Genomic DNA, 13,974 nt, shown 5'->3' with positions numbered 1-13,974 from the left:
TGCTATTGCAACGTTTTTGTATTGCTGTTAAGTTTTTCCAAAATGGCCGGCTTGACTTTTTCATTAAGAAACTCATCCGTCAGTTTTTTGCCGTCAAAGTCAGTGATTGCAAAGGAGTCTACCACCCTGTCAACATCAGTAGAGATTTTAGCATTCTGAACATATATCCTGTTATCTTCAAAAACCTTGAGAATGTCATATAAAAGCCCTCTGTAATCATAAGTGTAGACATCTATTACCGAGTATTGCGAAGAAATTTTGTTGTCTATATTTACTTTGGAAGAAAGCTCTCTCTGGATTTTTTTCTTTAAAAACAAGCCTGAACCCGCCTTTTGTAAAATATAATCGATATCCGTCTCCCCTGACAAAACCTTCTTGATTGAGTCATCCAGTTTATGGATAATTGACTCAATCTTTTCATAATCAATATTTTCACCTGAAATCTGAAAGGCATCTACCGCAATATTTTTCCCAAAAGTATTTATCTGTGCCCCAAGTATGTTAAAGCCGTAATATGAAAATACGCCCACAAGCTTTTTAAGTATACCTGCCTTGTCTCTTGTGCAGACCATTATGTTAACTGCATTTAAATCCCTCCTGATAGCATAGTCAAGCATGGCAATATTATTTTTCAGACTTGCCGCAAGCTTTATATGTCTTACAATATGTTTGATTTTGTTGGAAAAAATATAGTCGTCTTCAAGCATATTGTAAATCTGCACAAGCTCTTCATCTTCAGCAATTCTTTCCAGCAACCTTTTTTTCTTGTTTTCCACCACATTTTGAAACTCTGTCTGCAAATCATCCTGATCAAACATCATGGATGCTCGCTTGTAAAGTTCAGTAAGCAGAGAGTTTTTCCATTCATTAAACAAAGTCCCGCCTACTGCATTCATATCCGCATATGTCAGCAGATACAACAATCTGAGTTCTTCTTTGTTATTCAAATGGCTTATAAAGTGCTCTATTACCTCGATATCATGAATGTCCCTTCTCTGTGAAATATGGCTCATCAAAAGATGTTGTTCCACAAGGTTATAAATGGTGTCCGTATCATCCATATTCATTCCCAGCCTTTTGCAGATTATTTTGGACATCTTGGCACCCACAACCGAATGATTCTTCCCCTGCCCTTTGCCTATATCGTGTAAAAGTATCGCAAGAATAAGCAAATCTTTTCTTTTTAATTCCTTGAACTCGTTCTGGTAATCAATATATTTATCCGGCAATATTTCATGAAGTTTATCAATATAGTTTACTGCAAGTATCGTGTGTTCGTCTACAGTATAATGGTGATACATATCAAACTGAGGCTTGCAGACAATTTTTTCAAATTCCGGGATAAATTTTTGCAACACGCCGGTATCAGCCATAAGGGTAAGTATTTTGGATGCAAAAGGAGTACTGGAAATAATTTTCAAAAAAAGTCCCCCATGCTTTTTCACAAACCCTTCTGAAATCAGGTAAAGACTTTCACTTAAAAGCTCCCGCAAAGAGTCTGAAAATTTCAATGAATTCTGTGCAGCATAGTAAAAAACGTAAAGTATGTTTTTATGGTTAGATAAAAAGTAATCCTTATTATTTGTTGTTATAAGGTTTTCATATTTAAAAAGATCAGATGTAATATTTCGAATAGACTTTGAAGTCTTATCCTTAAAAATAAATTTTACAATTGTGTTATCAATAACTTTTCTTGAAATCTCCTTAATCTTTCTTGCCGCCCTGTAATAGTCCATAAGAAAGACTTCGACTGCCATCATACTGGAAGTATTTAAATAGCCAAAATTTTCAGCAATCTGTTTCTGGGACTCCATACTGAGCACATCGTATTTTCTTTTGTGAAAATAATGGATTTCAACTCTGACTCTATACAAAAATTCCGCAGCAGAAATAAGGTTGTCATAGTCAGAAATATCAATAATTCCTGCCTCTATAAATTTTCTAAGCGTACTATCTTTGTAAAGTGTCTTTGAAGTCCAATAAATCGTATTGATATCTCTTATTCCACCTTTGCCTTCTTTGATATTGGGTTCAATCTTGTAAATGGAATCCCTGTATTTCTTTGATCTGTTTCTTAGCTCAGAAACTTTTTGGAGAAGAAATTTTTCTTTCCCTCTGCTTATCACCTTTTCATCGACTATTTTCAAAAACTCATCATATATCCCTTTTTCACCGGCAAGATACCTGTTGTCAAGAAATGAAGTTTTTACTATTTCGTCCTCCACTGCAGCTTCAGTTATTTCTGATAGCTGTTTTATCTGGATACCTGGCTGGAGATTCATATCCCACAGTGAAGTTGAAAAAAAGTTTATTAAATCCTTATCTTCCCCTTTTAATCTTTTTTTATGAAGTATCAAAATGTCTATATCAGAATATGGAGCCATCTCCTGCCTGGCATATCCACCAAGGGCAACAATGCAAATATTGTTTGTAGTACTTTTGATACTTTTGAAAATATCAATAACCGTTCTGTCACAAAGAGATGTCAACCTGCTCATTATCTGCCATGATGTAGTTATTTTAAGCCGGTTATCCTTTATATTATTCCACTCTGACCAGAAATTATTTTTTAAATTTTCAAGATTAATTGTAGATAAATTTTTCAAAGTATACATCCTTTACAAGATTGTCCCCAAATTTATTTTCAAGGTTTTTCTTGATTGTTTTCTTCAAAAACTCTTTCCCACGAACAGTTGACACATCACTGACTTTAAAATTTGACAATGTACTGGCTATCACTGCTGCAGCCAGGGCATCATTTTTCACAATCATTTTCTGCCCATTTTTTCCGCTGACTGTTATTGTCATATCAACCCGAAAATATCTTTTCTCTATATCCCCTGTACCTGCTACAATGTCCCTGAACTGGACTGCATACTCGCCGTTGACCTTTGTATCTGTAATACTGAAGTTTTTAAACACAGTGTCATTTTTAAAATCAATTTTATTTACAAGATAGTTAAGAGAAAGATTAATACGCCCTCTCATGGAAAACAATATCAAAAACACTGCAAGCACCACGGAAATTAATATATAAATTTTCTTCCTGTCCATATTAATAATATAACAAATAATCAATTTTTTTTAAATAAAATACTTCACTTTTTTTATTCAAGGTATAAAATAAAAAAGCACCCAAAATTACTTAAGGGTGCCAAGGTAACTTTATGTGTTGAACCTACAGGGGCATACTAAAGATATACAATATTGTATAAAGTTCAATAAAAAATTTAGGAGAAACGGTGAAAATATACTTTTATACACAAGGCTGCAAAGTAAATCAAGTAGAAACTGAAAATTTAAAGCTCGATGCTGAATCCAAAAACATCAAAGTTGTAAACACATTGGAAGAATCGGACATGGTTATTTTAAACTCCTGCGCTGTTACCGATAAGGCTGTAAAAAAGTTTATAGCTTTTACAAAAAAAATAAAAAAAAGTTTCCCGGAAAAGAAAATTGCCATTACCGGATGCGGCGCTGACCTTATGGGGCAAAAGATAAAAGGAACAGCGGACCTTATAATTACCAACGCAGGTAAAACGAACATTTTTGAATATATATCAAATGAATCCGATTTTATAACAGATATCAGTACGGTGGAACATTTTGAGGAATTTAATGAAACTCTTGTAAAGGACAAAACAAGGGGATATTTGAAAATTCAGGATGGTTGCGACTCATTTTGCTCTTACTGCATAATACCTACTCTACGTGGAAAGCCAAGAAGCAGAAAACCTGAAAATGTAATGACTGCATTCAAAAATTTTATAGACAACGGATACAAGGAGATTGTTCTTGTAGGGATACATATAGGAAAATATGGCCATGATATAGGCTATTCGTTGAAAAAACTGCTCTTTGACCTTGAAAAGGTAGAAGGAGATTTCAGAATAAGACTCTCCTCTCTGGAAGTAAATGAAATAGATGATGAAATTATTGACCTCGTTATTAACAGCAATAAATTTTGCTCCCATTTCCATATCCCAATGCAAAGCGGGAGCGACAAAATCTTAAATCTTATGAACAGAAAGTACACAAAAAGTGATTTCATCAAAACCGTTTCAAAAATCAAACAAGCCGACCCCCTTGCAAGTGTGGGCAGCGACGTTATTGTTGGTTTCCCGGGGGAAGGGGAAGATGAATTTTTGGAAACGGAGCAGACAATTTATGATTCAGGAATAAATTATCTCCATGTTTTCCCCTACTCCGAAAGGGAAGGCACAGGTGCTGCCAGTATGCCCCACAGTGTCCCGGTAAAAATTAGAAATGAAAGAGCAAAACATTTAAGGCAAATCTCCGAAAGTCTTAACTTTAATTTTGCAAAAAAATTCTTCGGCAACAATGTAAATATTTTGACAGAAAAAGATAACAAAGGGCTTACGGATAACTATCTTGAATCAACCTTTTTGACAGATATAGAAAGGAATATTTTTATAAAGGCAAAAGTTGTCAGCGTAACATTTGACGGAAATCTTATAGTGGAGAAGATAAATGGGTAAAAAAATTGTTATAGTGGGTGGAGTCGCTGCTGGAGCAACTGCTGCGGCAAAGGCAAGAAGGGTATCCGAAGATGCCGAAATAACAATAATAGAAAAGAATTCATATATTTCATATGCCAACTGTGGACTGCCTTACTACATAGGCAAAATAATCCCACAGAAAAAAAATATTATCCTTCACACAAAAAGCACATTTTCAAACAGATTTAACACAAATGTAATGCTAAATACTACTGCTACATTCATAGACCCTGAGACCAAAAAGATTGTGGCAGAAAATAACAGCGGCAGACAGGTAATCGAATATGACAAACTGATTCTTGCCACCGGCGGCAAGCCTGTTGTTCCTGATATTGAAGGTTTGAATGATGTTGAATATCATTTTGTAAGAAGCGTAGAAGATGCCGAAAATATTGTAGAAAAACTGGACACTGCAAAAAGTGTGCTCATCGTTGGAGGTGGGTACATTGGCATAGAAATGGCCGAAGCCTTCTACCATGCCGGTTTAAATACAACCCTTGTAGAATATGAAAAAAATATACTCCCCATTTTTGAGCCTGAGTGTTCACTGAAAATATATGATGAAGCAATTAAGTGTGGCATTGATATTAGAACAGGTACTGCATTAATAAAGGTTGAAAAGGTAGATGATAAAATAAAATGTTATCTTTCCGACAAAAGGGAGATTGCAGTCGATTTGTTGATTCTTGCAACGGGGGTAAGACCAGACACATCACTTGCCCAAACTGCCGGGATAAAAATCGGAGAGCTTGGCGGTGTAATCGTAAACGAAAAGATGGAAACATCCGTAAAAGATATATACGCCGCAGGGGATATGGTAGAAAAACATAATCTGATAACAGGAAAAAACTGTCTGATGCCCCTTGCTGGCCCTGCCAACAGGGAAGGCAGAGTGGCAGGCTGCAATGCAGCAGGTGGGGATATGACATTTAAAGGTGTGGTAGGTGCTTCAGTGGTAAGTTTTAACAATGCCGTTGTAGCACATACCGGTCTTACCATGAAGCAGGCTTTAAATGAAGGCTTTGATGCCCAGTGTATATATGTGGAAAACGCCCATCATGCCGAATACTACCCTGACCCCAAGTTTATCTTTTTAAAACTTATATATGACAAATCTTCGGGAAAAATCCTCGGTGCAACTGCATCAGGCGAAGAAGGGGTTGCAAGAAGAATTGATGTTATTTCTACTGCAATTTATGGAAATATGACCGTTTTTGACCTTGAAAATTTGGACCTTTGTTACTCGCCACCGCATGGTTCAGCAAAAGATGTGGAGCATATGGCAGGATATGTGGCATCAAACCAGTTAAGAGGCGAAGGGTTTGGAATCACCCCTGAATATTTTCTTGAACTTGAGAAGGGGGACTGGCACTTCCAACTTCTTGATGTAAGAACCAAAATAGAGCACAAAATGTTTCACCTTGAAAATTCGATAAATATTTATATAAATGATTTGAGAAACCATCTTGGTATTCTTGATAAAGATACCCCTGTTGTAGTATACTGTGCTGTGGGATTTAGAGGATATCTTGCCACAAGGATTCTTAGAAACTTGGGTTTCAAAGCCTACAATATTCTGGGGGGGATTGAAGCTGTGAAGAGGTTTAAAAAAATATATCAGGGGGCACTATGAACGTTCTATTGAAAACAGATTTCAAAGATTTGAAACTGGTGGGAAGAGGAAAGGTAAGGGATATTTATGACCTTGGCGAACACCTTTTGATAGTTACCACAGACAGACTATCTGCATTTGATGTAATTTTACCGACAGGAATTCCAAAAAAAGGGTATGTATTAACCCAGCTTTCAAAGTTCTGGTTTGAAATGATGGAAGATATAGTGGAAAACCATATTGTAACAACAAATGTAGATGAAATGCCGGTAATTTGCCAAAAGTACAAAGATGAGCTTGACGGCAGAAGCATGCTTGTGAAAAAAGCAAAACCATTTATGGCTGAATGTGTCGTAAGAGGATATTTAAGCGGCTCTGGCTGGAAAGACTATCAAAAAACAGGCGCTGTCTGCGGAATTAAATTACCTGAAGGACTTAGAGAGTCTGAAAAACTGCCTGAGCCCATTTTTACGCCTGCCACAAAAGCTGAAGTAGGCCTTCATGATGAGAATATAGATTTTGATAGATTCAAGCAGGTTGTAGGGGAAGAGTATGCGGATACACTAAAAAATCTTGCCGTCAAAATTTATCTAAAAGCTTCTGAATATGCAGCCCAAAAGGGGATTATAATTGCCGATACAAAAATGGAATTTGGGCTGTATGATGGCAAAATAATTATCATCGATGAGCTCCTTACACCTGATTCTTCAAGGTTCTGGTTTAAGGAAAAATACGAAGTTGGCAAACCTCAGCAAAGTATGGATAAACAATATGTAAGAGATTATCTTGAGACGCTTGACTGGGATAAAACAGCTCCAGGCCCAGAACTGCCCGAAGAAGTTGCATCTCAAACTTCCAAAAAATATCTTGAAATTATGGAGATTCTTACAAAATAGCAAAGGGGAGCTACACTCCCCCTTCTACCTTTTCTATACTGACATTTAATTTTGAATTACCTTTAAGAAAAAATTTCAAAATTATAAAATATATGCCAAGTACCGCAAGAGACAAAATTGCGGTAACTATATCTCTGCCAATCAATTTATCGGTTATAAGAGCAATAACAAGCATAAGGACAACCGGCAAAATATATGCAGTAAAAATAGAAAACAGTAAATTCTTCTTTGTAAGGGAAATTATAACCTCGCTGCTTACCTGAATATCCCTGTCAGAAACAACAGTAAAAGTCTTCTGAGACGATTCCGAAGCACCGTGACACCCACCGCTCATGGAGCATGATGAGCAGGCCGACATAGGTAAAACTTCTACCAGATATTTATTTTTGTCTACCTTCTTTACAACTTTACCCCTGTGGGTGATTTTTTGTGACATATACCTTCTCTCCTAAACTATTGTCTATTGCAAATCTGCTGTGATAAACCTCAAAAACAATTGTAGGTTTTTTCTGTAAAACTTTTAACTCGGTCCCTGGCAAAATACCCATAGACAGAAGCTTTTTCATAGCATTATCGTCCTTTGAATCTATACTTTCCACAATATATGTCTCGTTGAGTTTTGCTTCAATAAGATTCATCAATACCCCCAAATTCCAAGAATACTGTTTAATATCATTCCAAAAATAAACGCAAAAGGTATTACGGACAGGAATATAAAAATTGAGGTTTTAAGCCCTCTTTCCTTAATCATCACCGCAAACTGTGCAATACAGGGGACAAAAAGTGTCAAAACCACTGATGCTACCACAAGCTGTTTGTTGGTCATAATATCCTGTATATCATAAAGTCCTGCTGCACCAAAATCTCTCCTGAAAAAGCCGTAAAGAAAAATTTCCCCCATTTTATCCGGAAGTCCCGCCCATTTTGCTGGGAATGTCAATATATACGTCAAAAAGTCAAAAATTTTGGTAATTTTTCCTATCCATATAAGCGCACTTGCATAAATAAATATCGGGATAATTTCAAAGGCATACCATTTTAGTCTTGAAAATGTTTTTACCATCACGTTGCCAAGTTTTGGCATCCTTATGGGTGGGATTTCCATAAAAAAGGTAGCCTGCTCCCCTTTTGTATATTTGTTAAGCACAAATCCTGAAATCAGGAAAATAACAAGTATGGACACAAACCATATCATCAACATCGAAAAACTGCCACCAAGAAGCCCCAAAATTACACCAAGCTGTGCCGAGCATGGAATTGTTAGCGCCAGTAAAAATGTAACAAGATATCTTTCCCTTTTTGTTTCAAGAGTCCTGGTAACTACGGTTGCCATTGTCCCGCAGCCAAGGCCCAAAATAAGTGGAATAACAGACCTACCACTGAGCCCTATTTTTTTGAGTATTTTATCAAGCAACATTGAAATTCTCACCAAAAAACCAGAATCTTCAATAACTGAAAACATAAGGAAAAAAGTTGAGACTACCGGCAACACTATTGCAAAGGCATATCTTACACCCAATGTAATAATCCCATAGTCCCCCGCAAAAAGACTAAAAAATATGCTGTCTCCCAGTATTTTTGAAAAGAAACTGTTTACATAGGGGTTTATAATCTCCTCAAAGAGGTTTGTTTCAATAAGGTCCACAAGTGTCCCCGCACCAAATCCTCCGACAAATTTGTAAAAACCAAAATACAAAATTATAAACACCGCTATAAATCCGAAGATTGGATGAAGAGTAAGTTTATCAAGCAGATTCTTTATTCCAGACACCTTTTTTTTCTCATTTTCATAAATATTTTCACCGATAATATCCACAGCCATCCTGTGTCTGTCATATGCAATCTTAAGACTGATATCATTTTTTACAAAACCACCTGCAAACTTCGAGATTTCATCAACAGCTTCTTCTTTATCAATAAGTTTGTAGGCCTCAACGTCCCCCTGTAAAAGTAGTGTAGCAAGCGACCTTTTGCTTATCGGATACTCATTCTTAATTAACTCTACTACCCTTGTAATTGCATCTTCTACAAGCGTAGAATAACCTATTTTAATCGGCTGAAACTTGTATCTTTTTTCAGCTACACTTATTATTCTTGAAATCAGATTATCAATGCCATATTTCTTCGTGGCAATTGTACACACAACAGGGATTCCAAGGTCATGCTCAAGATGGGAAAGTTCTATCTCAAGCCCCCTTCTTTTAAGCTCATCATACATATTGAGCACAAGTATTACAGGCAAATTTGCCTCCAAAAGCTGCAATGTCAAAGGGAGCATTCTCTCAATATTTTTTGCATCGATTACATGAAGTATGACATCAGGTTTTTCTTCAAAAATTATCCTTTTGGTAACAGCTTCCTCTTCAGTAATAGTAATCATATTGTAAAAACCAGGCGTATCTATTACTTCAAGCTCATGGTGGCTACCAATTTTTGCCACCCCCTTTGTGATTGCAACCGTTGTGCCAGGGTAATTGGAAACGGAAGCGTATTTGCCTGTAATATGGTAAAATAAAAGACTTTTCCCTACATTGGGATTTCCTACCAATAAAACCTTATATTTATTATTGCCTGTCATAACCTCTCCTTTTTTACAACAACCACTGAGAGAAGTTAGAAAAGACTAACAAAAAAGTCAACACTTTTTTTAAACTTTAAAAATATTTTTTCATCAATCGATTATAAATTCAAAACCACCATTTCTTAAGGTTTCTACAGACTTTTTGAATGAAGCAATTATCTTATCAATATCCTCTTTTGTGTGGGCATCTGAAATAAAGCATGTCCTTTTCTCCCATGTGTAGATATTGTTATAAATCAAAATTTTAAACAGCAAATCCAGCTCCAAAGGCTCAAGAGTCAAGTCATATCGCCCAAGCCCGAAAAATCTAAACATTGTTTCGCAATAATCAAGCCTGAGAGGGATATTTTCATCTTTAAAATAGCTGTTTAACGAATCAGCAAGATAGGTCATGTTGTTTCGCATCTCATCATATACTGTATTTCTTCTCTTTTTTATCTCAGTCAACGATGCTTTTGCAGCAGCAATTGACAAAGGATGTTTGTAATAAGTCCCGGCGTGAAATATCACGTTATCATGCGGCATACTGTCATCTCCAAATTGCCACATTCCGCCATCCAAAAGCTGCATATATTCATCTTTGCCCGCAACGGCACTTATCGGCATTCCACCACCTAACGCCTTGCCATAGATAACCAAGTCTGCAATCACATCAAAATACTTTTGAGCACCTCCCGGGTGTATTCTAAATCCCGTTATCGTTTCATCAAAAATCAGTGCTACCCCTGTATTTAAGGTAATCTCTCTTAAATTTTGCAAAAATTCTTTCGGCCTCAGTGCCGGGTTTCTGCTTTGGACAGGCTCAACCATTACTGCTGCAATCTCTTTCGCATTTTCCTTTATAAATTCTAATGACTCTGTAGCCCCATAATCCAAAACATACAAATCTCTTACAAAGTTATCCGGTGTCCCAATAGAAATCGGCTCAACATTTTCACAACTTCCTACACCGAGCACCCCGTCAAATGTCCCGTGGTATGAGCCTTTAAAGATGACAATTTTATCTTTGCCGGTCTTCCCCCTTGCAATTCGGATTGCCGTCATAACTGCCTCAGTCCCTGAGTTGCAAAAAGCTACCCGCTCTACTCCTGTCAGCTCAGAAATAAGCTCAGCCACCTCAGCAGACAATTTAAGCTGAGGACCAAGCTCAAGCCCAAGCTCAAGTCTTTCTGAAATAGCTTCTTTTACAAAATCAGGATTGTGCCCCCAAAAATTGACACCATACCCCATAGCGATATCTGTCAAAATATTTCCGTCAATATCCTCAAAATGCGCTCCTTTTGAGCTCTTTGAAAATATGGGGAATATAAGCTCTTTGATACTTTTTTTAAAAGTCAGAGCATTCATCCAGTCGCAATAAACAAATCTTTTCTCCTCAATCCATTTTTTGGAAGACTCAAACTTTTTGCCGTAAAGTATTGAAAATTCATCTATAAATTTTTGCTGTCTATCAGTTAATCTGTCTTCAAAAAGTCGCATCGACCTGTGATTGACCTTTGCCATGGCACGCTCCAAGTTTAATTTTCTTGTAAATATCAATATTTTTTACTATAAGCAATAAATAAAAATGTGAGTTTGGGTAATTTATAGCACACAATTTAGAGAGGGAGAGATGATCAAATCTGAAATTTCAAAAAGGGCATTTTTTATATCACTCAACAGTAAATCCAATGAAAACAGACTAACTGTCAGTATGCTAAACAATATTTACTCCGCACTTGAAAAAGGGGAAAAAGACAAAAACATTGATGTCATAGTCATAAAAAGCGAGCTTGAGTATTTTTCAAAAGGTGCGCCTATCGATGAGCTTGTCAAGTTTAATGAAGCTGAATCAAAAATTTATGCTAAATTAGGCCAAAATATCATAAAAAAGATACGAGAGATTAAAAAACCTGTAATTGCTTGTGTATGCGGCGACACTTTAGGCGGTAGCTTTGAGATTGTACTTGCCTGCGATTTGATTCTTGCCACAAGCGATGCAAGATTTGGATTTGACGAGGTAAATTTCGGACTTATCCCGGGGTTTGGCGGCAGTCAGATAATTGCCAAAAAATCTCACGAAACACTTGCTAAATACTTGGTTTTTACCGGAGAAAAAGTCGATGCGGACTTTCTTAAAAGGTATGGCATATTTTTAAGCACCTACAAAGATAAAAACGAATTGGAGTTAAATTTAAATTTAATTCTCGAAAAGTTCGAATCAAAAAGCCTCTTTGCAATAGGCCTTGCTAAAGAGACAATCAATAACGGACTTGAAACGGATTTTAACCAAGCCCTCCTCATAGAGCAAAACGCCTTTACCGTAGCCTTTGCCAGCAATGACAAAATTGAAGGGATGAGCGCCTTTCTTCAAAAAAGAGCACCACAGTTTAAAGACAGGTGGGAAGATTTTGAGGAGATAAAATAGTCTATAAATATGGATATAGAAAAACTTAATAAACTAATAAGTCAGGGGGAATCTGAAGTTGTAGAGTTTAAAGCTTCTTTTGATAAAGAAGCTATTGAGTCAGTTTGTGCCTTTGCTAATGCAAAAGGGGGTAAGCTTATTGTTGGTGTTACAGACAATGGCATATTGAAAGGCTTAAAAATAAATGATGAAACATTCCAAAGTTGGATTAACCAAATTAAAACATCAACATCTCCCTCTGTCATACCTGAAATCGAACAAGTAGAGGTAAAAGGAAAATCGATAGCAGTGATACATGTAACTGAGCAACCTATCAAACCTATAAGTTATAAAGGAAGATACTTTAAAAGGATAAACAATTCAAACCATCAAATGTCACCAACTGAAATTTCCGATGAACATTTAAAAACCATAAACTCAAGTTGGGATTTTTTTCAAGACTCTATGCATACTATTGAAGACATTTCATTTGAAAAAATAAACCGTTTTATTTCAATGGCTAACCAAAAAAGAGCTTTTCCTATAACAGATGATCCATTGACTGTTTTGACAAAACTTCAAGCAATCAGAGATAATAAAATCACATTTGGTGCGTATCTACTATTTACTAAAGACAATCCAATAATGTCCACAATTGAAATGGGGAGATTTATAGATGATATTAGTATCAAAGATGATGTAACCATTAGGGAAGATTTATTCTCTGAGGTCGAACTAATAATAAATTTTATTTCCAAACATATAAATAAAGCCCTTATCTTTACGGGAAAACCGCAACGAGAAGAAAAGTGGGATTACCCTATGGAAGCTATAAGAGAGATAGTTATAAATATGATTGTACATAGGGACTACAAAAGTAGCTACGACTCAATCATAAAAATTTTTAACAATAAAATAGAGTTTATAAATCCGGGCGGGTTGCCGGAAGGATTAACCATTGAACATCTAAAGTCGGGGAATTTTATCTCAACTCCAAGAAATAAGTTAATTGCCACTCTATTTAAAGAAGCAGGCTTAATTGAGAAATATGGATCAGGAATAAAAAGAGTCATAGATGCATTTAATAAGGCCTTTTTACCTGAGCCAATTTTTGAAAGCACTAACAACTTTTTCAAGGTAACAATATTTAACACTAAAGATTATGTTGCACCAGAAATTGCACCAGAAATTGCACCAGAAATTGCACCAGAAATTGTGACAAAATTGATTGAAATAATCACAAAGAATCCCTACATCACTGTTGATGCAATCAGTAAAATTATAAATAAAAGTACAAGAACTACAAAAAATTATATGAGCATATTAAAGAAAAAAGATATCATCGCAAGAGAGGGAAGTACAAAAAAAGGTAAGTGGATAATAAATAAAAATATGGAGTCAAAATGATAAAATTTACAATTAACCAAGAAATAGCCGTAATAGAGCTTTTCCCGGACGATAAATTTAATATTTTAAATATCCCAACAATAATCAAATTAAGGGAGACTTTTAAGGAGATTTCTATATCGCAGGCGAAGGTGATAAGGGTCAAAGGGCACGGCGGCTCATTTGCCGTAGGTGCAGATATCAGACAAATGATTAAATACAGCGGATTTACTGCAAAGAAGTTTTCTATACTTGGCAACTCCCTTTTTAAACTTATGGACAGTATCCCTCAGGTAATAATTGGGGAGATTGACGGATTTTGTATGGGTGGCGGGGTTGATTTTGCTGCAAGCTGCGATTTTAGGCTTGCTACTAAAAAGAGTAAATTTGCTCATCCGGGAGCAAAGCTTGGAATAATTACAGGTTTTGGAGGGACACAAAGATTGCCAAGACTGATGAAACCTGCTTATTTACAAAAATTATTTTTGTTTGGAGATATGGTGGATGCAGAGTTTATGAAAGAAGCTAATTTTATCTTAGAAACATTTGAAAGTGTTGATGAGATGAATAACTTTGCCGACAATTTTGCCAAA

The 13,974-nt window shown here is 36.1% G+C and carries 12 protein-coding genes; 6 read left to right on the top strand and 6 right to left on the bottom strand.

All coding sequences use genetic code 11. The features are described 5' to 3' along the window. Positions 1-2: 2 nt before the first annotated feature. Both glnD and ACTCAF_RS03025 read right to left on the bottom strand, forming a co-directional pair. Complete coding sequence (glnD, locus tag ACTCAF_RS03030; protein WP_463061826.1) at positions 3-2,606, bottom strand: [protein-PII] uridylyltransferase; 2,604 nt, start codon at positions 2,604-2,606, stop codon at positions 3-5. Continuing rightward, complete coding sequence (locus tag ACTCAF_RS03025; protein WP_463061825.1) at positions 2,584-3,054, bottom strand: flagellar basal body-associated FliL family protein; 471 nt, start codon at positions 3,052-3,054, stop codon at positions 2,584-2,586. Before ACTCAF_RS03025 ends, glnD begins: the two co-directional genes overlap by 23 nt. 188 nt (positions 3,055-3,242) lie before the next feature. Here ACTCAF_RS03025 and mtaB point away from each other — a divergent pair, with 188 nt between their 5' ends. The 3 genes from mtaB to ACTCAF_RS03010 are packed head-to-tail and all read left to right on the top strand — an operon-like array spanning position 3,243 to position 7,028. Beyond that, positions 3,243-4,499 carry a tRNA (N(6)-L-threonylcarbamoyladenosine(37)-C(2))-methylthiotransferase MtaB gene (mtaB, locus tag ACTCAF_RS03020; RefSeq protein ID WP_463061824.1) on the top strand — a complete coding sequence of 419 codons (1,257 nt, stop codon included), beginning with the start codon at positions 3,243-3,245 and terminating at the stop codon, positions 4,497-4,499. Then, entirely contained in the window at positions 4,492-6,153 is a 1,662-nt protein-coding gene (locus ACTCAF_RS03015) for an FAD-dependent oxidoreductase (RefSeq protein WP_463061823.1), read from the top strand. Before mtaB ends, ACTCAF_RS03015 begins: the two co-directional genes overlap by 8 nt. Then, positions 6,150-7,028: a phosphoribosylaminoimidazolesuccinocarboxamide synthase gene (locus ACTCAF_RS03010; protein WP_463061822.1), complete on the top strand. Its 879-nt coding sequence runs from the start codon at positions 6,150-6,152 to the stop codon at positions 7,026-7,028. Before ACTCAF_RS03015 ends, ACTCAF_RS03010 begins: the two co-directional genes overlap by 4 nt. Before the next feature lie 10 nt (positions 7,029-7,038). On the opposite strand, the gene ACTCAF_RS03005 is transcribed toward ACTCAF_RS03010, so the two are convergent. The 4 genes from ACTCAF_RS03005 to ACTCAF_RS02990 form a co-directional block, all read right to left on the bottom strand. Further along, positions 7,039-7,464 carry a SoxR reducing system RseC family protein gene (locus ACTCAF_RS03005; protein WP_463061821.1) on the bottom strand — a complete coding sequence of 142 codons (426 nt, stop codon included), beginning with the start codon at positions 7,462-7,464 and terminating at the stop codon, positions 7,039-7,041. Next, the gene (locus ACTCAF_RS03000) at positions 7,436-7,666 is read right to left on the bottom strand and encodes a FeoA family protein (protein WP_463061820.1); all 231 of its coding nucleotides are present in this window, start codon (positions 7,664-7,666) and stop codon (positions 7,436-7,438) included. The genes ACTCAF_RS03005 and ACTCAF_RS03000 overlap by 29 nt, the downstream gene beginning before the upstream one ends. Further along, positions 7,666-9,606, bottom strand: coding sequence for a ferrous iron transport protein B (gene feoB / locus ACTCAF_RS02995; protein ID WP_463061819.1), 1,941 nt, complete (start codon positions 9,604-9,606; stop codon positions 7,666-7,668). Before feoB ends, ACTCAF_RS03000 begins: the two co-directional genes overlap by 1 nt. Before the next feature lie 93 nt (positions 9,607-9,699). Beyond that, complete coding sequence (locus tag ACTCAF_RS02990; protein ID WP_463061818.1) at positions 9,700-11,112, bottom strand: aspartate aminotransferase family protein; 1,413 nt, start codon at positions 11,110-11,112, stop codon at positions 9,700-9,702. A 109-nt stretch (positions 11,113-11,221) separates the two neighbouring features. On the opposite strand from ACTCAF_RS02990, the gene ACTCAF_RS02985 reads away from it, so the two are divergent. The 3 genes from ACTCAF_RS02985 to ACTCAF_RS02975 form a co-directional block, all read left to right on the top strand. After that, the gene (locus tag ACTCAF_RS02985) at positions 11,222-12,016 is read left to right on the top strand and encodes an enoyl-CoA hydratase/isomerase family protein (RefSeq protein WP_463061817.1); all 795 of its coding nucleotides are present in this window, start codon (positions 11,222-11,224) and stop codon (positions 12,014-12,016) included. A gap of 9 nt (positions 12,017-12,025) precedes the next feature. After that, a complete protein-coding gene (locus ACTCAF_RS02980; protein ID WP_463061816.1) occupies positions 12,026-13,402 on the top strand; it encodes an RNA-binding domain-containing protein in 1,377 nt (458 codons plus the stop codon). Then, positions 13,399-13,974, top strand: a 576-nt coding sequence (locus ACTCAF_RS02975; protein WP_463061815.1) for an enoyl-CoA hydratase/isomerase family protein, incomplete at its 3' end; no start/stop codon positions are given. The genes ACTCAF_RS02980 and ACTCAF_RS02975, both read left to right, overlap by 4 nt.

This window comes from Deferrivibrio sp. (genome assembly GCF_055117995.1).
The sequence above is the reverse complement of the archived record's forward strand: the minus strand, read 5'-3'. Positions and strand labels throughout refer to the sequence as shown.